19 protein-coding genes are annotated in these 21,200 nt (G+C 54.0%); 6 read left to right on the top strand and 13 right to left on the bottom strand.

The genetic code is table 11. The features are described 5' to 3' along the window. Nucleotides 1-5 precede the first annotated feature (5 nt). From ABCO64_RS01875 to ABCO64_RS01845, 7 genes are all read right to left on the bottom strand, one after another. Nucleotides 6-854, bottom strand: coding sequence for a 50S ribosomal protein L10 (locus tag ABCO64_RS01875; RefSeq protein WP_253457970.1), 849 nt, complete (start codon nucleotides 852-854; stop codon nucleotides 6-8). Continuing rightward, nucleotides 855-1,496, bottom strand: a complete 642-nt coding sequence (locus ABCO64_RS01870) for a 50S ribosomal protein L1 (protein WP_253457967.1) — start codon at nucleotides 1,494-1,496, stop codon at nucleotides 855-857. It lies immediately after the preceding gene. Between the two features lie 61 nt (nucleotides 1,497-1,557). Next, nucleotides 1,558-2,034: a 50S ribosomal protein L11 gene (locus tag ABCO64_RS01865; protein WP_253457964.1), complete on the bottom strand. Its 477-nt coding sequence runs from the start codon at nucleotides 2,032-2,034 to the stop codon at nucleotides 1,558-1,560. Between the two features lie 147 nt (nucleotides 2,035-2,181). Continuing rightward, on the bottom strand, nucleotides 2,182-2,655 hold the full coding sequence (locus ABCO64_RS01860; RefSeq protein WP_253457961.1) for a transcription elongation factor Spt5: 474 nt from the start codon (nucleotides 2,653-2,655) through the stop codon (nucleotides 2,182-2,184). Nucleotides 2,656-2,669: 14 nt separating this feature from the next. Further along, nucleotides 2,670-2,873, bottom strand: coding sequence for a protein translocase SEC61 complex subunit gamma (locus ABCO64_RS01855; protein WP_292615583.1), 204 nt, complete (start codon nucleotides 2,871-2,873; stop codon nucleotides 2,670-2,672). A 6-nt stretch (nucleotides 2,874-2,879) separates the two neighbouring features. Further along, nucleotides 2,880-4,049 (bottom strand): cell division protein FtsZ, encoded by a 1,170-nt coding sequence (ftsZ, locus tag ABCO64_RS01850; RefSeq protein WP_253457953.1) that lies wholly within the window; start codon nucleotides 4,047-4,049, stop codon nucleotides 2,880-2,882. Beyond that, nucleotides 4,046-5,365, bottom strand: a complete 1,320-nt coding sequence (locus ABCO64_RS01845) for a D-aminoacyl-tRNA deacylase (protein ID WP_253457950.1) — start codon at nucleotides 5,363-5,365, stop codon at nucleotides 4,046-4,048. Before ABCO64_RS01845 ends, ftsZ begins: the two co-directional genes overlap by 4 nt. 92 nt (nucleotides 5,366-5,457) lie before the next feature. Here ABCO64_RS01845 and ABCO64_RS01840 point away from each other — a divergent pair, with 92 nt between their 5' ends. Genes ABCO64_RS01840 through ABCO64_RS01830 form a run of 3 tightly spaced genes read left to right on the top strand, consistent with a single transcriptional unit; the run spans nucleotide 5,458 to nucleotide 8,680 of the window. Continuing rightward, nucleotides 5,458-5,634 (top strand): hypothetical protein, encoded by a 177-nt coding sequence (locus ABCO64_RS01840; RefSeq protein WP_253457947.1) that lies wholly within the window; start codon nucleotides 5,458-5,460, stop codon nucleotides 5,632-5,634. Beyond that, the gene (locus ABCO64_RS01835) at nucleotides 5,631-6,833 is read left to right on the top strand and encodes a molybdopterin molybdotransferase MoeA (protein ID WP_253457944.1); all 1,203 of its coding nucleotides are present in this window, start codon (nucleotides 5,631-5,633) and stop codon (nucleotides 6,831-6,833) included. Before ABCO64_RS01840 ends, ABCO64_RS01835 begins: the two co-directional genes overlap by 4 nt. Then, nucleotides 6,827-8,680 carry a molybdopterin biosynthesis protein gene (locus ABCO64_RS01830; protein ID WP_253457940.1) on the top strand — a complete coding sequence of 618 codons (1,854 nt, stop codon included), beginning with the start codon at nucleotides 6,827-6,829 and terminating at the stop codon, nucleotides 8,678-8,680. The genes ABCO64_RS01835 and ABCO64_RS01830 overlap by 7 nt, the downstream gene beginning before the upstream one ends. 23 nt (nucleotides 8,681-8,703) lie before the next feature. Here the strand turns inward: ABCO64_RS01830 and ABCO64_RS01825 are convergent, their stop codons facing one another. After that, the gene (locus ABCO64_RS01825) at nucleotides 8,704-9,843 is read right to left on the bottom strand and encodes a CBS domain-containing protein (RefSeq protein WP_253457937.1); all 1,140 of its coding nucleotides are present in this window, start codon (nucleotides 9,841-9,843) and stop codon (nucleotides 8,704-8,706) included. Between the two features lie 50 nt (nucleotides 9,844-9,893). On the opposite strand from ABCO64_RS01825, the gene ABCO64_RS01820 reads away from it, so the two are divergent. Next, on the top strand, nucleotides 9,894-10,166 hold the full coding sequence (locus tag ABCO64_RS01820; RefSeq protein WP_253457933.1) for a PRC-barrel domain-containing protein: 273 nt from the start codon (nucleotides 9,894-9,896) through the stop codon (nucleotides 10,164-10,166). Then, a complete protein-coding gene (locus tag ABCO64_RS01815; protein WP_253457930.1) occupies nucleotides 10,163-10,903 on the top strand; it encodes a tRNA(His) guanylyltransferase Thg1 family protein in 741 nt (246 codons plus the stop codon). Before ABCO64_RS01820 ends, ABCO64_RS01815 begins: the two co-directional genes overlap by 4 nt. Here ABCO64_RS01815 and ileS read toward each other — a convergent pair. Beyond that, nucleotides 10,881-14,069: an isoleucine--tRNA ligase gene (gene ileS / locus ABCO64_RS01810; protein ID WP_253457928.1), complete on the bottom strand. Its 3,189-nt coding sequence runs from the start codon at nucleotides 14,067-14,069 to the stop codon at nucleotides 10,881-10,883. The two genes, ABCO64_RS01815 and ileS, sit on opposite strands and share 23 nt — an antisense overlap. A 141-nt stretch (nucleotides 14,070-14,210) precedes the next feature. Between ileS and ABCO64_RS01805 the strand changes: the two genes are divergently transcribed. Beyond that, complete coding sequence (locus ABCO64_RS01805) at nucleotides 14,211-14,660, top strand: GNAT family N-acetyltransferase (RefSeq protein ID WP_253457925.1); 450 nt, start codon at nucleotides 14,211-14,213, stop codon at nucleotides 14,658-14,660. Here the strand turns inward: ABCO64_RS01805 and ABCO64_RS01800 are convergent. Genes ABCO64_RS01800 through ABCO64_RS01785 form a run of 4 tightly spaced genes read right to left on the bottom strand, consistent with a single transcriptional unit; the run spans nucleotide 14,641 to nucleotide 21,140 of the window. Continuing rightward, on the bottom strand, nucleotides 14,641-17,382 hold the full coding sequence (locus ABCO64_RS01800; RefSeq protein WP_253457922.1) for a cation-translocating P-type ATPase: 2,742 nt from the start codon (nucleotides 17,380-17,382) through the stop codon (nucleotides 14,641-14,643). The two genes, ABCO64_RS01805 and ABCO64_RS01800, sit on opposite strands and share 20 nt — an antisense overlap. 23 nt (nucleotides 17,383-17,405) lie before the next feature. Then, entirely contained in the window at nucleotides 17,406-19,067 is a 1,662-nt protein-coding gene (locus tag ABCO64_RS01795) for a radical SAM protein (protein ID WP_253457919.1), read from the bottom strand. Then, nucleotides 19,057-19,677 (bottom strand): 6-hydroxymethylpterin diphosphokinase MptE-like protein, encoded by a 621-nt coding sequence (locus ABCO64_RS01790; protein WP_253457916.1) that lies wholly within the window; start codon nucleotides 19,675-19,677, stop codon nucleotides 19,057-19,059. Before ABCO64_RS01790 ends, ABCO64_RS01795 begins: the two co-directional genes overlap by 11 nt. Continuing rightward, on the bottom strand, nucleotides 19,674-21,140 hold the full coding sequence (locus ABCO64_RS01785) for a DHH family phosphoesterase (RefSeq protein WP_253457913.1): 1,467 nt from the start codon (nucleotides 21,138-21,140) through the stop codon (nucleotides 19,674-19,676). Before ABCO64_RS01785 ends, ABCO64_RS01790 begins: the two co-directional genes overlap by 4 nt. Nucleotides 21,141-21,200 lie beyond the last annotated feature (60 nt).

Raw genomic sequence — 21,200 nt, 5'->3', positions numbered from 1 at the left:
TCACCTTATTCAACTAATGCTTTTAGTGTGTTCATCTGTCTGTATGCCTTACCGATGATGTCATCGATACAATCTTTCTCGTAGACGGCAGCCTCTATGCCGAGACCGCGTGCCTCGCGGTATGCCTTGCCAAGGATCGTCTCAATCGTGAATGCAGTTGGATATGCTGCATTAACCGAGAGGTTGAATGCCTGCTGGACAGCGAGGATGAGATTGTTATAATATTCGGCCTCGTCAATGTCGAGAACGTCTGAGAGGTACAGCTGATCCTGGTACAGAGCGACATGAAGCGAAAGACCAACATCCATTGGTTTGATCTGGAGTTTTGAGAGGATTCCGACCTTCTTCCGGTCAATTGCCTCTCCTGCTTTCACGACTGTCTTTGTCTCACGGATCTTCACCTTGCCTCCTTCGATGGTGGCGGGAATTCCTGCCTGCTGAAGTTCACTGACAATTGGCCCTGGCTTGAAGCTTGTCGGTCCTTTTGCAACAACGATATCTTCGGGAGCGATCTCGCCTGCTTTTGCGACTCGCTTCGTCTTCGTCTGCTCAAGGGACTTGAAAAGCTTAAACGGGTTTTCGTTTGTGAACAGCAATGCAGAGTGTCCGGTGATATGATCTTTGAGGTCCTCGTAGACGCCGCCAAGATCTGAGAACGCATGTTCGATAAGCGTATTTCTCAGCACTCTGATGACGGTGGTGTCTTTGAGGTTGCGTCGGATCTGCTGGAACTGTGTGGCCGGGATGCCATAGGTATCGATGATACCAAGTACTGCATACTCACCCACGTTCTTCTTGATCTCTTCGACAATGTCTTGTTTCCACTGAGGCAGGTGGCGGGTATAAATTGCCATCTAGATCACCTTCACTGCCGGGCCCATGGTCGTTTTGACATAGACCGAGCGGATATTCTGTGAACCCTGCTCCAGAGTAGTTTCGACCCTTTTGAGGACTGCACTGATATTTGCTGCAAGCTCTTCAGGACTCATCTCAGTGTTCCCGATTTTTGCAGAAAATGTCAGCTTGTCTTTGGTCCTGATCTTGATCGATCCACGCAGACGTTCGACTATAGGCCTGATGTCCTGTCCCGGTGGGATGGGCATCGGCATCTTGCCGCGTGGTCCAAGTCTTGGACCTAAAAATCGGCCTACGAGTGGCATAACGGCGGTCTCTGCAAGGAAATAGTCATAATCGCATGCAACCTGTCTGGCTTCACGCGGTTCTCCTCCCAGGCGTTCGATCTCTTCAGGGCCGATAATAGTATCAACACCTGCCTCTTTTGCCTGGGATGTGATATCCCCTTTGCCCAGAACCGCTATCTTTTTGGTGCCTGCACTCTCTGGCAGAAGAATCGTCGTATCAATACGGTTTTTCGGCTGGGCCATGTCGATGTTCTTCAGGTTGACGGTTATGTCCACACTCTCCCTGAATTTCCTCTTCGGGGCCTGCTCGATAGCCGCGGATACGGCATTCTGAATCTGGGTTATTTCAACCATGTACTCATGCCTCCATAGTCTTCGACCGGATGCGTCCGATCTCCTATGGTTGTCTGTTTGTCTATGCGTTCAGCTGATCATCGAACTGACCCGCATCAATCGCGGCAATCGCATCTTTTGACTTCATGCCTTCGATTGTCACTCCTACAGAGCGACAGGTGCCCATAACCTCCTTGACCGCATTCCTGAGGTCATAGGAGAGCATCGACTCCTGTTTCATGCGGGCGATCCTGATGACCGCTTCGAGCGGCAGATCACCAACCGGCTGGGTATTCGGGCTTGATGACCCCTTCTCGGAACCAGCTTCTTTCAGAACCAGTGCAGTCGTCGGCGGGATACCCACCGTGATGGTGAAGTTCTTCTTATCGTCGACCTCCACCGTGACCGGCACTGTCATTCCATTGAATTCTTTCGTCTTGAGATTGATCTCGTCAACGACGCCCTTCACGTTGATTCCAAGAGGACCCAGCGCAGGGCCCAATGGCGGGCCTGCGGTTGCTCTACCGCCGGGTACCAGTACCTCGACAGTTTCTGCCATAGTATCACCATGCCAAAAGTCCGGTCTAACCTGACTCTCAGCTGTGGTTCATATATGTCAACGGCTGGTATGATAAACCTGATGGGAAAAAAGTGTGGTGGTGACCCGGGCAGAGGGATCCTGCGGGTCTCTTTGCGCATCTAATTTTCAGTCATCGCTTCTTCGTTCGATGACCCTGACGTGGTCGCCGCGAACAGTGATTGGGATTGGAACAATGCTTTCATAGAGTTCAACGGTGATCTCTTCTTTTCCAAGATCAATCCGTTTGACAACGGCCTTTTCACCTTTGAACGGCCCTGCGATCAGCTCGACAATTGTCCCCTCTTCTATCCCCGAGACGACAGGCTTCGGCACCAGGTAATGCTGCACCTCTTCGAGCTTTGTCTCACCGGGCACAAGTGATCGTGCACTTGGTATCTGCTCGATCAGCTCCTGGATACGTCCCCGCCCCTCGGGTGATTCGATGATCACATATCCTTTGAGCTCTCCGGGAACGATCACTGATGAGACCCGTATATCGACCAGCTTCCGTTCAATTGATCGGAATATTGCATCGGCTACAGCACGTTCCTGCTTTGAAGTCGTCTTGACGGCGTAGTAGTGGTTTTCAGCCTCGGTCATGGTGATCAGGTACTTTATGCCAGAAGCATGATCTCGTAGAGGAGGAATCCTATCAGTCCGATGATGAAAATTCCAATCGCCGCAACAAGGCCGATCTTCGTAAACTCTTCACGTGTCGGAGTCCGCGCCAGTTTCAGGACACGGATATATTTCCGGAAGAGTTCTTCATTAATATTGAAACCTTTGAAATCAGGCCTCTTCAATTCAGGCATATCCATGGTATATCACTTAAGGAAATCTATGTCATACTGTTTCTGGACACGCTGCCCGTGATATGGCTCTTCGATCTTCCCATAGATCTGGGGTGACTGAACACCGGTCACGATCAGCATCGTCCTCATTCTGTTCTCCATCGCGGGATCGATCTGTGCACCCCAGATGATCCGTGCGTCCGGATCGATTCTCTCGTATATCTCCTGTACAACACCTTCAGCCTCGGACATTGTCATGTCGGGGCCTCCGACAACATTGACGAGCGCTGCAGTTGCGCCTGAGATATCGACATCAAGGAGTGGTGAGCGGAGGGCTTTCTTCACGGAATCTCCTGCTTTATCTTCGGAATCGGATTCTCCCATCCCGATCATGGCGATACCGCCCTGTTCCATGACAGACCGGACATCGGCAAAGTCCAGGTTGACAAGCCCGGGGAGGGTGATCAGTTCGGTGATGCCTTTGACTGCTTTCATCAGCACCTCATCGGCAACCTTGAAAGCGGTGGCGAGCGGGAGGCGGGGTACGACTTCGAGAAGCCGGTCGTTTGGAACGACAATGACAGTATCTGCAACTTCACGAAGGTGTTCAAGTCCGGCTTCGGCATTCTCCATCCTGTTTGCTCCCTCGGCCGTGAAGGGGAGTGTCACCACAGCGATGGTGAGCGCCCCCTCTTCACGGGCGGCTTTTGCGACGATGGGTGCGGATCCGGTACCTGTACCGCCACCGAGACCGGCAGTGACAAAGACCATGTGGCTTCCGGCAAGAACCCGGTGAATATCATCCTCGCTCTCGATTGCCGCTTCCTCGCCCCGGCGGGGTACTGCACCTGCGCCCAGGCCTTTTGTTGTCTGCCTGCCGATCAGCATCCTCCGATCGGACTTGATCATTGCGAGGTGCTGGGCATCGGTGTTGATTGCGATCATCTGTGCGCCATGGATATTCTCTTCAAACATCCTGTTGACGGTGTTTGATCCGCCACCACCGCATCCGATGACCGTGATGATTGTGCGAAGTGATGCAAGGACATCGTCAAAGTCATCATCCTCGACATATCCTTCAGGAGCCGGTTCATTCTGAGCATCCACAATAGGTGTGCGTTCGGTTGATGAAGAGGAATATGCTGCTTCCTCCGCTTCTTCTTCCTTCTTCCGTGATAATGCCTCTTCCACAATTGATCTCATGTATATCTCTCCAATCCCGGAATTGTTATCTCCCGCTCATCACGGGAGGAGACCATCTCCGGCTTTATAAGACTCTCCCCGACAGTGATCTCCAGTCCGGCGGCGAGTCTGCCAAAGAGTGGCCCAGGGGGTACCCCAAGCATGCGCGCTTTCTCAGGGTCAAAACGATCTCTCCTGATGATAAGGCGATCACCCTCGACAACAGAGAGAGAATGTTTCGTAATCTGTTGTACACACAGGGTTATTAAATCACTTGCTAATTGTTCTTTCTGCTCACGACACCCGATGAAGAGAGGGAGGGCTGCAGAACCGCCTGTTGTGATTCTGATTGACGGAGTGATGGTATCGAGGAGCGTAAGAAACGCCTCCTCATCGGCGCGGAGCGCTTCCTGGAGGAGCTCTTCATGGATCGATACAATCTCCGGATCACAGTCCCCTGCCATGCCATGGTTTTTAATCACGGATCCGGGGTAATGTGTTGCTGCAAGGTCAGCTGCCCTGCACCAGGTCTGCCAGCCAACATCCCCAAGCTCGTGCATGGTTCCCTCGGTGATGACTGGCAGGCCTGCCTGCTGCAGAAGTGACCTGACTTGTTTTGCCTCTGTTCTTGTCATGGCTTTTCTGTCGATGTATCCCGCCACCGCGCCGGATCTTTCAGCCATCAGCGCAACAAGTTCAGGGGTCAGGCTTGAGATCTCCCTTGTATGTGCGATATGCCCAAACGCTCCCCGTGTGCTGCCTGCAATGGCGGTCTGCCGGACAGCGTAATGGGTCCCTCCAAATCCTATGAGCGGTACAGCATTGCCGGGTTTTGCCATAAGGACACTTCTGGCAACGGCATGGGCTGCTTCCGGATCACGCCACTCGTTTTCTGTGCTCCCAATCTCAACAAAGAACGAGGGAGTTTTCAGATCTGTTGGGCCGTGATGGGTTACTTCATAGGCGACCCGATATCCCTTTGGGACAAAACGGTTCAGGTTCTTCAAAACAGCCTGCATCATCTTCGGATCTGCGACTGCCAGTTCATTGGGTCTGCCGCCATATGCAGCTTCGGCGAAGTTGCCGGTGACATGGACTGTCAGCACCGGGTAGGGCCGCTCACTTGTATGGCGTGAGAGGAATATGATCCGGTCTGCCTGGATCTCCTGGTCAAGACCATCTGCATAGATCAGCCTGCCTTCGGTCCTGTGGAAGAAATAGTCTTCCTCAAGAAGTGGCCAGGCGGGCCCTGATCCATCTTCTATGAGTTCATCGAGAGCTGATCGTATTGCCAGTCCCGCGGGGTCAAGCGCGGAATAGACGAGTGCTGTCACCATCCCTCTCCGGGTTTGATCCCAGAGGTAATGATTCCTGCTTCTTTGATCCTGATCTGTAAATGCTATTATACCGGCAGTGCAACAGGAGAAGTATGTCACAGGAAGCAATAGCAAAAATCTTTGCTGAGCAGGGTATTGGCAAGGAGATCCAGTGTGATGCGGCATTTCAGATCTCAGAAAAGCACGGCATCGACAAGCTCGAGATAGCAAAATACTGCAATAAAAACGGTATCAAGATCCGCGGCTGCCAGCTGGGTTGTTTTAAATGAGCCGTTTTCTCCGGGTTATTCCGGTTGAAGACGCTCTGCAGACCCTCCTTTCAATCGCACCCTCTCCCGGGGAAGAGCGTCTGCCTCTTGCAGATGCGGTTTTTCGCATAGCTGCATCAGATGTCACCGCCCCGGAGGATATGCCGGGGTTTGCACGATCTATAGTGGATGGCTATGCGGTTCTTGCTGCAGATACCGCGGGAGCTGGCGAATCGCTCCCGTCCATGCTCACCTGCACGGGACGGGTCGAGATGGGATCTGCGGATCCGGGTTCGGTCCGGGCAGGGGAATGCCGGTATGTCCCGACCGGAGGGATGGTGCCTTTGGGTGCGGATGCAGTGGTGATGATCGAGTATACCGAATCAGCAGGGGATTCTGTCCTGGTGATGCGCCCCCTGGCAGAAGGGGAGAATATTGTTTGTGCTGATGAGGATTTCCAGAAAAACGAAGTGATTATTTCAGCAGGGCGGCCGATTCTTCCCCAGGAGGCAGGCGTGCTCGCCGCAGCGGGCATATCATCTGTCCTGGTCAGGCGTGTGCCCGGGATTGCCGTTATAGCAACCGGAAACGAGATTGTACCTCCGGAGACTCACCCCTCTCCCGGCGAGGTGCGGGATGTCAACTCGATCGTCTGCGAATCATTCATCCGCCAGTGCGGGTGCATACCCATCTCCTGCGGTATTGTTCCAGATGATCCCGGTCTGCTCACCGCAGCTCTCAGGGACGCAATCGCTTGTGCGGATGCTGTTATCATCTCCGGCGGGAGCTCCAAGGACGAGCGGGATGCATCTGCAGAGGTGATAACCGAACTTGGCCGCCTGCTCGTCCATGGGATCGCCATCTCTCCTGGAAAACCGACGATCATCGGGGAGGTCGCCGGAAAGCCTGTCATCGGGTTGCCGGGACATCCGTCATCGGCATTCATGGTTCTGCGAGCCATAACCGGCCCGCTGCTTGAGGCAATGAGCGGCTCTGCAATCCGGTACCATACATGCCAGGCTACCCTGGATGCGTCGATTCCCTCTGCAAAAGGGAGAGAGGATTATGTCCGGGTCAGGCTCAACGGGGATACCGCAACCCCGCTCTTCTCAAAATCCGGCCTGCTTCATACGCTTGTCCAGAGCGACGGGTATGTCCGGGTGCCTGCGGGATCTGAAGGATACGAGACTGGATCAGGTGTGGAGGTGATATTGTGGTAAGCCGGTACCTCTCCCTGGTGCCTCTTGAGGAGGCAATAGATATCATCCTGACCAGGTGCAGCTCCCCCCTCCGCACCCGCAGGGTTCCCCTGCCCGGGTGTGTGGGCGGGGTGACGGCAGCTCCGGTCTTTGCTGACTATTCGGTTCCCGAAGCGCACCTTTCGGCAATGGACGGGATTGCGGTTCGTTCATCTGACACCCACGGTGCAACAGATAAGACCCCGGTCTTTCTCGGAGCTGCTGTCAGGGTGAATACCGGCAATGTTGTTCCCGCAGGCTATGATGCCGTCATCATGATCGAGGATGTCACAGAGGGTGATGGCGGTTTTCTGATCAGGCAGCCTGCTGCTCCCTGGCAGCATATCCGCCCTGTCGGGGAGGATATTGCCGAGTCTGAGATGGCCATCCCTCGTGGCCACCAGATCCAGTACCACGACATCGGGGCGCTTGCTGCCTATGGGGTCACGGAACTGGATCTCCGCTCGATGTCGGTTGCGCTCATCCCGACAGGCAGTGAACTGGTTGCTCATGGCACCCGCCCAAAACCGGGCCAGGTTGTTGAGAGCAACTGCCTGATGGCGGCAGCACACCTGGAATCGCTTGGTGTTGAAGCGGTCGTCTTCCCGCCTGTTGCAGATGATCCGGAGCGTATCAGGGATGCAATTGCAACAGCAGTCCAAAACCATGATCTCGTCATTATCTCGGCAGGTTCATCGAAGGGAACGAAAGATTATACTGCAACTGTTGTCGAAGAACTCGGCGAGGTGCTGGTTCATGGGGTTGCGATCAAACCCGGGAAGCCGGTGATCATCGGGTCTGTTCATGACACGCCCATCATCGGGCTTCCCGGCTACCCCCTCTCGGCACTGACAATTATCCGTGAGATTATCACGCCTGTTGTTCGTGCTGCCGGTATCCCGGTTGTGCAGCCAAAACCAGTTGTCGCCGAACTGACCCGTTCGCTAGCCTCAGATATCGGAACCGACGAATTTGTCCTGATGACTGCGGGTTTTGTTGGGGGACGGATGATAGCAACCCCGCTCTCACGGGGGGCAGGTGTCCAGATGAGTGCGGTCAGGTCTCATGGAGTCCTCCGTATACCCCGTGATTCTGAAGGGATGGAAGCAGGCGAACCGGTCAGTATACAGAGCAGCCGTTCCGAAGAGGAGATCCGGTCTGCTATCATTCTTGCAGGCAGCCACGATCCAATCCTCGACAATCTCGCCGATCTCCTCTCACCCCTCCCTGTTCATTCAGCCCATATCGGGAGCATGGGAGGTATCCTTGCCCTGAAGCGGCGGCACTGCCATTGTGCTCCGATGCACCTTCTTGCTGATGATGGCACCTATAATATCCGGTACCTGGAGCGGTACATGCCTGGTGAGGCGGTGACGCTCGTCTGTGTCGCAGAGCGTGAACAGGGGATCGTCTCACGGGACGGCATCACCTTTGATGACCTTGCCGATGTCTCGTTTGTGAACCGGCAGAAGGGATCCGGTACCCGGATGCTCCTTGACCATCTCCTGCGTGAGCGGGGAATCGATCCCGGGACGATCCAGGGGTATAATCGCGAGATGACGACTCATCTTGCGGTTGCTCTTGCAGTGAAGAGCGGGGAAGCCGATGCCGGCCTCTGTGTAGCCTCTGCTGCACGAACCGCCGGGTTATCGTTTGTTCCTGTTGGCAGCGAGCGGTATGAGCTTGCGATCATGACAGAGGATCTTGCCGATCCCCGGATTGACGCTGCACTTGATCTCATCAGTTCTGACTCCTTCAGGTCGATGCTTGAAGGGATCGGAGGTTACCGGACTGAGCTGACCGGTACCCGGCAGAGCCTCCCGCTCTGATACTCCTCTGTTTTTTTTGAAGTCTAGCTCACTTCCTTGAGCTCAAGGACGGTGAGGATATCTGTCCTGGTTACGATCCCGACAATGGTTCCATTCTCCAGAACCGGAATTCTCCCGATATTGTGGATCGTCATGATCTTCAGTGCCTCGGTCACTGATGCAGCGGGGGAAATGGTGATGATCGGCTGCCGTGTCATGACGTCACGGACCTGCATCGCCTCGCGATCTATCTCGCTCGTTTTATGGATGTCGGCAAGCGTGATGATCCCGGTGAAATCACCGCGCTCGATGACCGGGAATCCAAGATGTTTTGTGGTATACATCAGCCTGATCACATCGATGAGCGGACGCGTCGGCTCGACGCTGACCACATCGGTGGTCATGATCTCACCGACAGTGACATCCTGGAGGAGGAAGTTTGTCGTGACCATCGATGATTCCTGGCTTGCACCGATATAGATGAAGAATGCGATGATGATCAGGAGGAAATTGAAAGATAAGATCCCAAAAATCCCAAAAAGGATGGCAAAGCCCTTTCCGATATCAGAAGCGATCCTGGTTGCGCGATGGAGCGGCATCCGGCCGGCCAGCCAGGCGCGGAGCACCCGTCCTCCATCCATTGGGAATGCAGGCAGGAGATTGAATGCGAAGAGCAGGATATTCAGAAGAGCAAGATATCCAAACCCATACACGAAAATACCCGCAATTTCGGCGACATCGACAAAGATATCAACGACATAGACCATAGCCCAGCTTATGAGCCCAAGCCCGAGGCTCGTTAAGGGTCCGGCAAGTGCCATTGGAAGTTCCACCTTCGGATCCGGCAGCATATCCTCCATTGATGCGACCCCGCCGAAGATGATCAGGGTTATAGAGTTGATTTTGATGCCATTTGCCCGGGCGATAAGCGAATGTGCAAGCTCATGGACAAAGACACAGAAGAAAAGGGCGAGCGCGACGACTGCACCCATAATATAGGGGATAAAACCGCTCTCAATGATGGTCCGGTCAATTGGAACTGCAAAGAGGCCTTCGATAAAGGTGACCGTCAGGCCGATCTGTGATCCGATGATCCAGGCGAAGAGCGGGATTATGAGAAGAAATGTAACATGCAGCCGGACCGGTATGCCAAAAATCCTTCCTATCTCAAGGGATCCATCCATGAAAGGATTATCTTTTTTAACTATTTAGTATATATCTTGAACAGATAGCTATGAAGTGGCAGATCTCAGAGCTCTTTGGTATGAGCGTCTACACCGACAGAGCCGTATATATCGGCAATGTCGAAGATGTCGTCATCGATATCGATAATAAGAAGATGGCATCGCTTGCTGTTGCAAACATCAATTCAGACATTATTGATCTCAAATCATTCAAGGGCGTAAAGATTCCATACCGCCTGATTAAGGAGGTTTCCGATATCGTTCTTATCCGTCATATCCCGGGCGCGTTCAAGACGTCTGCTGTAACGGATCCAGAAGAATGAAAGAACGGGAGATCTTCTCTGCACTTCGGACGACATCCCCCTGTTTTATCAGGCTGGATGGGAGATCATTTCGATCGGCAGCGACAGCGTTATCCCTGAAAAAACCGTTTGACGAAGATTTTTCTCTCGCGATGGAGGAGGTTTCGCGCCTCCTTCTCGCAAAAAGCGGCCTTGCGCCTCTCTTTGCCTATACCTTTTCTGATGAGATCAGTCTTTATCTCGTTGAGCTCCCGTTTGAAGGGCGGATTGAAAAACTCGACTCGGTTGCCGCCTCATTTGCTGCAAGCGCGCTCACAAAAGCCCTGGACCTGCCTGATCCCATCTCATTTGATGCGCGGGTTGTGCCGGTGGATCCTGCGTCTGCAACCGGGTATCTCATATGGCGCCAGAAAGAGGCGTGGCGAAACCATACCAATGCCTACTGCCAGTGGGCGCTTCTCCAGGATGGTTATTCTGCATCAGAGGCACAGACGCGGCTGCATGGGATGAATACCGCGAGCCTGCATGATATGATGCATGCACGGGGTATCAATCTCGCAAAGACGCCCGGATGGCAGCGGCGGGGTATACTCATCTGCCGCAGGCAAAAGCCGCATACCGGGTACAATCCCCTGACCGGCGAAGAGGCAGAAACTGCGCGCATAAGGATTGTGGCAGATAGAAATCCACCGGTTTTTCATACAGAAGAAGGGAGGGCGTATCTCTCTCTCCTCTTCAACAGGCAGTTGCAAGACTGATAGTGACCTCTATTCCTTCGATATCCCAGGTGGATGATAATCCGGTCTTCTGTACCTCTGATGGCTGATCACCGGTAAAGACGAGTTTTATGGCCCGAATCTCATTTGCAATCCAGCTGGTTGATCCATTGAGCAGATTGAGGATCCGCTCGTCCCCAATTGAGATGGTTGCATCTATTGAATCGTTTACCTGGAGATCCATCTGCTTGCGCATCTCCTGGACACGGCGGATCACCTCGCGCGCATATCCTTCGGACTCAAGATCAGGTGTAAGGGTGACATCGACATAGACTGAGGCATCCGGCATGAGCGCGGCATAGACATTCTCAGGGAGTTTCTCGGTGAAGGTGACATGATCAGAGGTGATCTCTATCTCGCGCTCGCCCGCCCTGATGGTGGCCGATCCCGTCTGCCCGATTGCTGATTTGAGCTCATTTCCATCTGCCTCCTCGATTGCACGCCTGACAAGTGCCCCCTCTTTTCCAAACTCCGGTCCGATCTTCTTCATCTGTGGAACAGGAGTCCAGAGGATCCGATCCCAGGTACCGGTTATGACCCTGACATCGCGTGCATTTGCCCGCGCTTTGCAGAGCGAACGGAGTGTTTCAACTGCCGTCTGCACCCCTTCGCTTTCGGTAACAACAACGACCTCGCTGACAGGCCAGCGGAGTTTTCTCCTGCCTGCCTGCCTGGCATTGGCAACCGCATCGTCAAATGACTGGACAACAGCCATTGCATCCTCAATTGTTCTGTTGATGAGCGCGTCGTCTCCGCCAACCCAGTCGAGCATATGAACACTCGCTGGATCGCCGTCAAGCTTCAGGTTCCGGTACATCTCTTCTGCAAGGTGGGGGACAAATGGTGCGGTGATCCTGATAAGTGACCGCATCACGTAATACATCGTCTCGTATGCCTGGTGCTTGCTCACGGACTCCTCTTCAAGCCACATCCTGGGCCTGACGAGCTGGACATACCAGCGGGAGAGGTCATCCAGGATGAATGTCTGGATCTTCCTGGTTGCCCGGTGGAGATGGTACTCTGCCATTGCAGCATCGACCTCTCTGGCAAGCGAGTTGATCTTTGAGATGAGCCATTGGTCCTCAACTGCGCCGCTCTCTGCAATCATCGCAGCAGTGCCTGGATCATAGGTGCCGTCCGGTGCTGCTGCCGGTGCAAAGCCGTCAAGCCGCATATAGGGTATCGGGAACCGGTAGACATTCCAGAGGATGTTTAATGCACGGTTGACTGTTTTTACACCATCCCAGTTGAACTTCAGGTCATCCCACGGTGCACAGGCAGAAAGCATGTAGAACCTGAGGACATCGACGCCGAATGTCTGAATCACTTCTTCAGGGGTGACGACATTGCCGAAACTCTTTGACATCTTTTTCCCGGCAGCATCAAGTGCAAACCCATGCATCAGCACCTGGCGGTACGGTGCCTGGCCAAATGCGATCTGGGAGAGGCCCAGCTGGGAGTAGAACCATCCTCTCGTCTGGTCCTGACCTTCCGTGATGAATTCTGCCGGCCAGAGGTTCTGAAACTCCTCTTCCCTGCCGGGGTAGCCGAGTGTTGCCCAGGAGGCGACACCTGAGTCGAACCAGACATCGAAGATATCCTCAACACGGCTCATGGTGCCTCCACATGAACAGGGGAAGGTGATCTCATCGACCATGGGCCGGTGGGGATCAGTGACTGCGGTTTTTGAGAGTTCTTCCAGTTCAGAGAACCTGCCGATGACCCGGTAGGTTTCACAGGATGAACAGACCCAGACCGGGATCGGGATGCCCCAGTACCGCTGGCGGGAGATGCACCAGTCACGTGCGCCTTCGATCCAGTCATGGAACCGGGCGCTGCCTGCCCAGTCCGGGAACCAGTCGACCTCGTCTTTAATCGAGGCCAGCATCTGCTCTTTTGCCTCACTTGCCTTGATGAACCACTGCGAGGTGGCACGGAAAATATTCGGGGTCTTGCACCGCCAGCAGTGACCGTACCGGTGTGTCATCTTCCGGTCTGCAAGGAGTGCATCTCCAAGCGCCTCGATCACCAGCTGGTTTGTCTCCGGGTCTTTGACTGCAAGACCGGCAAATTCGCCTGCTTCATCGGTGAACCTGCCCCTGCCATCAACAGGGCAGACAATCCTGAGCTTCTCCTTCATGCCAAGGACATAGTCGTCCCAGCCATGGCCTGGTGCGATATGCACCATCCCGGTATTCTCCATCGCAACGAAATCTGCTGCGACGACACGGTGGGGAATTGTTGCCTGCATGGGAACAGATCTGACAAGTGGAGACTCGTAGGCTGTTCCGACGAGATCTGATCCTCTCCTGACCTCCAGGATCTCATAATCCTGGTACCGGCCTGCTTTGAGGATGCTCTCGACGAGTTCTTCTGCAATCCAGAGGATCTCAGATATACCCTCACGGATTGCGCGGACACGGGCATAGAGGAAGTCCGGGGAGACTGCTACCGCGACATTTGCGGGAAGTGTCCAGGGGGTCGTTGTCCAGATGACGAGAAACTCGTTCTCCCTCTCCAGAACCGGGAACTTGACAAAGATCGAGGGATCGGTGACATCAAGGTACTCGACCTCGGCATCGGCAATTGCCGTTTCACACCGGGGACACCAGTTGACGACACGGTATCCGCGTTCAAGCATCCCTTCTTCATCGACCCGTTTCAGGGTATACCAGGCAGCCTCGATGTATTCGTTGGATATTGTCTCGTAGGGGTTCTCAAAGTCAAGCCAGACACCGAGATCAGAGAACTGCCTGCTCATGATGTCTTTATGGGTGACTGCAAAGGTCCGGCACTTCTCCACAAATGCTGCGATTCCAAATGTCTCGATATCCTTCTTTGATTGAAAACCAAGTTCATTCTCCACCCGTACCTCGATTGGCAGGCCATGCATGTCATAGCCGGCCCGGTCGATGACATGCCTGCCTTTCATCCGGTAGTAGCGAAGAATGGCGTCTTTGAGGATCTTGTTCCATGCCGTTCCGAGATGGATATACCCGGTGGTGTATGGGGGCCCGTCAACAAAAAAGAACGGTTTTCCACTCTCTCTCTGCTCCTGTACCTTCTTGTAGGTATCTTCAGCACGCCAGTATGCACGTACTGCCTCCTCCACGCTGTGTGGTGTGTAACTGCTGGTGACTTCCTCCACCTGGATCCCTCGATCTGCTGTATTCCTAATTGTTGAGCGGAATGAGACAAAGGGTTTTCCACACATATGCAAAAATGAGCGAAACGAAAAGCTTTACATCTCCCCCGTCTGTGCAGGTAGTACGTGAGAGGACTGATGCAGATGGAGTGCAGCATACGGCCGTATATTCCTGACGATTATCCGCATATATGCCGGATAGACTACGAACTCTTCGGGGATTTTGGGTATTCCCCCATCTTCCTGCGGCAGGCAGGAGAACTGTTTACCCCTGTATACTTTGTCGCAGCAATCGGAGAGGAGCGGATCGGTTTTATCATCGGAGCGCAGGAGATGGAGACGGTTCGGGAGGGGTGGATCCTGCGGATTGGTGTGACTGCCGCCTGGCAGGGACGAGGGATCGGGGCTGCCCTTATGAACCCCCTCCTTCAGTCGTTTCAGGATATGGGTGTTGAACGGGTGAGGATTGCCCTCTCCAAACGGCACGGCCCGGTCACTGATCTTCTGCTTTCAACAGGCTTTTCTATTCTCGCATACGAGAAGGCATACTATTACCCGGATATTGACCGGCTGATCATGGAGCGTCTGCTGTAGGTTTCCTCTCTTCTCCAGGCACCATTCCCATCCAGTTGATGATATACTTATACAGTTCCACGACCACGAGAACCGAGAAAGAGAGGAGCGTGACTCCTATCCATGCATTGAGGGAGACTGGTGCGATGCCCAGCGCCTCCTGGAAGAATGGCGTGTACATGGCTGCAATATGTATCGCCTGGGCTGCAACGATTCCAAGGATCAGGTAGATATTTGAGAAGATGGGTATGCTGAAGAATGATTTGTACTCTGATCGGCAGTTCAGGGTATGGAAGTTCTCGAGCATGACCACCAGCAGGATGAGGAGGTTGCGAGCCTCTTCTGTGGAATAACCCGCCTGCAGAAGCCAGAACCAGAATAAAAATGCCACAGTGCCCATTGTGGTGCCTGCAACAGCGATCTGCCTGACCATCACACGGTCAAACATTTTCTCATCAGGATCACGCGGTGGCCGTTTCATCGTATGTGGCTCGCCCGGCTCAAATGATAGTACAACTCCCTTGATGCCGTTTGTCACAACATTCAGCCAGAGGAGCTGGGCTGCGACAAGGGGTATTGGAAGGCCGATGATGAAGATTGCTGTTATGAAGAGGAAGACTTCTGCCCACCCGGTTGAGACAAGGAGAAAGATGACTTTCCTGACATTGTCATATGCATATCTGCCCTCTTCGATACCGGCAACAATTGAGGAGAAGGAGTCGTCGGTGATGATCATTGCAGAGGTGTCCTTTGCAACATCGGTTCCGGATCCCATAGCCACGCCCATGTTTGCCGACCGGAGGGCCGGTGCGTCATTGACGCCGTCACCGGTCACTGCCACAAAATGGCCTGCTGCCTTCAGCGCATTTACTATCTGAAGCTTCTCCTCAGGGCTGACCCGTGCAAACACATGTTTTCGGTCGACCAGGGCCGCAAATTCGGGGCTGCCTGGAGATCCTGCTGCTGCAAGTTCGCGTCCGGTGATGAGGTCATCTTCATCCTCTCCGATTCCAAGCTGTTGTGCTATGGCAAGAGCTGTTTGCGGATGATCACCTGTGATCATCTTCACATCCACACCTGCCTCATAACACTCCATGACAGCGCCATATACTTCCGGCCTGATGGGATCGATGAACCCGACCAGGCCATAGAGTTCAAGCTCCGGAGGCGGTCCGCCTTTCACCTCGACGGGATCAGATGTCCCACCGGCAACCGCAAGCACACGGTACCCCCGGCTGGTGAGACTCTTCATCTGCTCCTCAACAGAACCGGTATTGATCGCTTTGCTTCCCTCAGGGGTGAGCATCGTCCTGCAACCAGGCAGGATGACTTCAAGAGCACCTTTTACTGCGACATACCGCTCCTCTCCTTCCTGGTACCAGACCGTGGCAAACCGGTTGTCTGAGGAGAACGGGATCTCGGCGAGAACGGTGTGTGTGGCCCTGATGGCTGCGGGGTCAAAACCTGCCTTGTACCCGAGGGCAAGCAGGGCAATATCCATCGCGTCGCCATTGGAAGACCATTTCTCATCCCGCTTTTTGAGATCGCCTTCATTGCAGATGATTCCGCTTTTGATCAGGTTGCTGAGTGCGCCGGTGATGCCGGCCGGATCACCTGTATCATCGAGCACCTCTCCTTCCCCGGAATACCCCTCGCCAGAGACAGTACATTCCCGGCCTCCCGGGAGGGCAATGATTTTGGCTGTCTGCTGGTTCACCGTCAGTGTCCCTGTCTTATCGCTGGCAATGACAGTACAGCTCCCAAGGCTCTCGACAGCCGAAAGCTGCCTGACAATGACATGGCGCTCTGCCATCCGTGTTGTTGCAACAGCAAGCGCAACGGTCAGGGCAACCGGAAGCCCCTCAGGTATGGCGGCAACAGCAAGGGCAACTGCAAGGAAGAAGACCTCTGTTGGGGGCTCTCCCTGGTAGATGATGACCGCAGCAAGGACGATGCAGGCAAAGAGAACGGCGATACTGATATTCCGTGCAAACTGCTCCATCCTGATAAGGAGGGGGGTTTTTCCAACCTCTGTGGTGGTTACTGAAAGGGCGATCTTTCCTATTTCTGTCCGTGTGGCCGTTGTTGTGACGATCCCTAAGCCACGGCCTGACATGACGGTGGTTCCGGCAAATCCCATGTTGCTTCGATCCGCAACCGGCGTATCCTCAGGAAGGGTATGGGTATTTTTTTTGGTTGCAACGGACTCCCCTGTCAGAAGCGATTCATCAATTGCAAGGGAGGAGGAGGAGATGATCCTGACGTCGGCTGGCACCCTGCTTCCTGCTTCAAGATAGACGACATCACCGGGAACCAGGTCTTCAGCAGGGATCTTCTCCTCATATCCCTGCCGTTTCACCCGGGCATATATTGTGAGCATCTCCTGAAGGGCAGCAGCATTTCGCTCGGCTTTCCACTCCTGGATGGATCCGATCACCGAATTGAGCCCGATGACAAGAAAGATAAAAATTGCATCCGTCCAGTCATCTGCGACCGCCTTGACGATTCCTGCAACAACGAGTATGTATATCAGCGGGCTTGCAAACTGCCTGAGGATAATGCGGATGGTAGAGGTGGCCTTTTTCCCGGGGAGGGTGTTTTTGCCATACTGTTCTTGTCGTGATGCAACCTCTGCCTTTGAGAGTCCGTCTTGTTCTGTCTGAAGGTGGCTGCGGATATCTCCAATACCCATTGCATGCCAGGTGAGATCAGTTGCCCTGTCGCTCCCCCCTTCAGAAGACATAGGCATATCTTGTATCTAAGGCGTTATTCATTGTTTCCATCAAAAACGATCAGGTGATCCAGCGCTGTTCCTCCGGTCACCTGTACCCATTCTTCGTGTGACCTGATGGGCCTGCGTACAACTATTGCAGCAGCTGTCTTCTTCCCGATGCCGGGCAGGGCGCTGAGAGCCTGTTTTGGCAGCCGGTTGACCGGGATCGGAGAGGGGAGGGCTGTCACCGAACGGCTTCCATACCCCACAACCACACAGTCAAGGACGGTTTGTGCCGGGTACTCAAGCGGCAGTCCGATCAGTATCGGGTATGTTCCCATCTGGCGTGCAAATGAGAGCCTGCCTGGGATCTCAACAACTGCATCTCTCAGAAGTGTTGATTGCGGAAAGACCCGTTGCAGCATGACGGTATCAAACTCTTTTCGTGTCCATTCCTTGAATGACCGGAAGAGTGACTGGTGGCGGTCGAGGGTGTTCTCACGATAGGCTGCTGTCCCCGCAAACGGCATCAGCTGCCTGATATTCACCCTCCTGACCAGAAGTCCCTCGTTCAGAAGCGTGGTTAAAAATTCCCTGTTCATACAATAGGTGTCGGCGGTCTCCCCGGCAAGTCCGCAGACGAAGTTCAGGCCAGGAAGCAGGTGGGGAACGCCGTTTGTATCCCTTTTGCCACCGATTGTATTGACGATTCCAATTGCGTCCATCACCTCTTCGGGTGAGGCTTTCAGGTTGTTTCTCTCGATCACAACGGGATCTGCAGTCTCCATCCCGAAGGCTGCGATATCGCCTGCCGTATGGCCTGCGACCACTGCTTCCAGGGCTTCGGTTGCAGCTTCCTGGTGCCTTGCAATAGTTGCGGGATTGACATTGTCGATATGCAGGGTTTGCAGATCAGGTGCTGCCCGTCGGATCGCATGAAACAGGGCTTCTATCTTCTCAGGCTCAGGTCGCGGGAATGCACCGCCGCTGCTCCCGTATACAAGGAGATCAGGCTGGCGGCCGATCCGGAAGTGGGTGGCGCCATGTTCTGCAAGTGCTGCCACCTCCTCTTCGATACGATTGATGGGCCGGTACCTGGGGCTGCCGAGGAATGGTTCGGTACAGAACGAGCAGCCGCCGGTCAGAGACCGGGGACAGCCTTTTGCCGTCTCCAGCTCAAGCATCAGGTGAGGGTAGCAGGGATGCTGCCTGATGATCTCTGCGCCACGCACGCTCCAGGCACTGCTCTCTTCATAGTTTTCCTGGCGATCAGATTCGAATCCCTCCAGGTACTGGAAGAGTGAGGTTGCGGGATCACCTGCCAGGCTGCCTGCATATCCGGCTATTGGTTCGGAGACAGCTGCTTTCCCACCACCCGGTGATATGCCGTAGGCGATCGGTCCGCCGAGAAGGGCGGTCGTTCCTGAAAAGAGCGTTCCAAGCTGGCGGAGTTCCGTCAGGGTGGCAGGGGTTCCGGAGAGGTACTTTCCGGGAACGGTCTGGCCTGCGATCACAACTGTAAGCGGGATCTTCCTGAGGTTTGCGAGATCCTGTGGTGCAGACCTGACCTGGTCGATTGTCCGGTATTGGACGCGGTATCCCGCTTCAATGAGAACACCTGCAACGGTCCTGATGTAGGGTGAGAGGTAGGGGGGAACGCCGAGGCATGCGGGCTCGTCGACGTATCCGTCAATGATCAGTGCATCAGAGGTCATAGCCAAGCAGAGAGAGCAGCCGCCGTGCCCAGGTGAGTTTTCCTCTCTTCATCGGATCAACTGAGGTGTCGGAGAGGTCAAACCCACAGATGATGATTCGTTCTGCGCCAAGGGCGTCTGCTCCAAAGACCGCCCGGTCACCATCTGTGAACCCGCCGAAGTTATGGATATGGGCAAACGGCCTGCTCTGTGTTGTGCCGACAACCGGGCCGTCAAAGAGAGGCACCCATCGTCTGAGGAGCGGGATGTTGTCGCCATGGGCATGGACGACGATCACTGTATTCTGCCTGTTCAGCTCGAGAAAGGGCTCTTCAGCACCATCCAGATCAGTGAAGATGATATCCGGCCTGATCCCGTGTGCATGGAGATGGAGGGCGGCGGCATCTGCGGCGATGACTGTTCCTTCAATCCTGTCGAGATCTCTGGCAAGAGAAGGGGCGTTCCCGCAGATGGTGACGGTTTGCTCCGAGATGAGATCCCTGAGCTGTCCGATATCGTTTTTGACCAGGATCTCTCCGAGAAGCGCTGCTGCTCTTTCGTCTGATTCACGGTCAAAGCCGAAGTAATTGAGTATTTCTGTATAATGAGGTTCCCAGTCCTCAAACCTCATTCGTTCTCTCCGTTGTCATCGATGCCGACAATCCGTGAGAACCTGAGCAGGATCGGCTCGATGATCATCTTCAGGAGATCTTCTTTCTCCCGGACAAGTGAGAAATAGTTCAGGGGGATTGCTGCTGCAGCCATGTTCGCATGGCCGCCTGCGTCACCAAACTCCTCAAATGCCTCCTTGAGGACATTGCCGATGTGCACCCTGATGTCTTTGGTCCTGGCAGAGATGGTGATGTTTGAATCGGTGATCCCATAGACAAGCGCGGTGGTGACGCCTTCAAGGTTGATGAGCATATCTGCTGCCTGCGGGAGGGCGTCACGGTTCCTGAGATAACCGACATTTGAGAAGAGGAAGCCGTTTTTGATCTTTCTGTTATTAATCGCATTGCCCATTACTTCCAGTGTCTCCTGTGAATAGGAGGGAGACATGATCTTGTCAAGGAGATCGGGATCGGTTAAGGGGAGGAGGTATGCGGCATTATAGAGATCGCTTGCGGTGACATTCCTGCGGAACTCCCGGGTGTCTGCCCGGATACCATAGTACAGGGCTGTTGCGATGGTTTTGTCGACGCTGATATCAAGTTCCTGCAGGTACTGGGTCAGGATGCTGGCTGTTGCGCCGGATTCGGGTCTTATATCGATATATTGTGGTTTCTGCTTGAGTTCGACACCTTCTGAGCTGTGGTGATCGATGATGATATCGATCTTCAGTGAGGGATCGAGATCATTGTTTGGACCTGGCGCTCCGGTGTCCACAAGCGCAAGGTGGCTGCATTCAGCAAGCCGTTCAGGCGTGATCCGCTCCATATCTATATCGAGAAGGTTCACAAATGCCCGGTTCTCCTGGTGGCCGACGTTGCCTCCATAGAGGATGGCGCATTTGAGTTCTCCCTTGGAAGCGCTCTGTGCTATGGCGCAGAGTGCCATTGCGCTTGAAATTGCATCGGGATCCGGGTTTCTATGGGTGATGATCCCGAGTGTGCCGGTCATTCCTTCAAGGAGTGAGTAGAGCTGCTGCGCACTTCTGGCTGCAATCAGGCGTTTCATATGGTTTACGGCTGATCTTGCCACCACCTGCTGCGGGTAGAGGACGACATCCGCACCTGCTTCAACCAGTGTGTCCACGGAGAAGAGATCAACTGCACGCGCTATACAGAATGCCTGCGGATGGCATCTCTTTGCCAGTGCCACGGCATTCATATTGGCTTCCTTGCTGCTTGAGAGAACAAAGATAATTTCTGGAATGGGGAGTTCAAAAAAGAGCTTTTTGTCCTCCATATCGTGGACAACTGCCTGGTATTTATGATCCTTTAAGTCTTCGACCCGCTTCTCATCCGAATCGATGACGATGATATCTTCAGTCTCTTTCAGAAGCTCTTCGATGACATTATAGCCGATGCTCCCGCACCCAAATACCATGTACCGAACCTTGGGTTTCGGGCTCTTTTTTTTGCCATCAGCCATACCTACCTATTGCGCATTCCGAGATGATAAGCGTGATTGGATCACTTTTTTGAGGTGGTG

Source organism: Methanocalculus natronophilus, from assembly GCF_038751955.1.
Lineage (GTDB): Archaea > Halobacteriota > Methanomicrobia > Methanomicrobiales > Methanocorpusculaceae > Methanocalculus > Methanocalculus natronophilus.
Note: the sequence above shows the minus strand (reverse complement) of the source record. Positions and strands in the feature narration are given on the sequence as shown.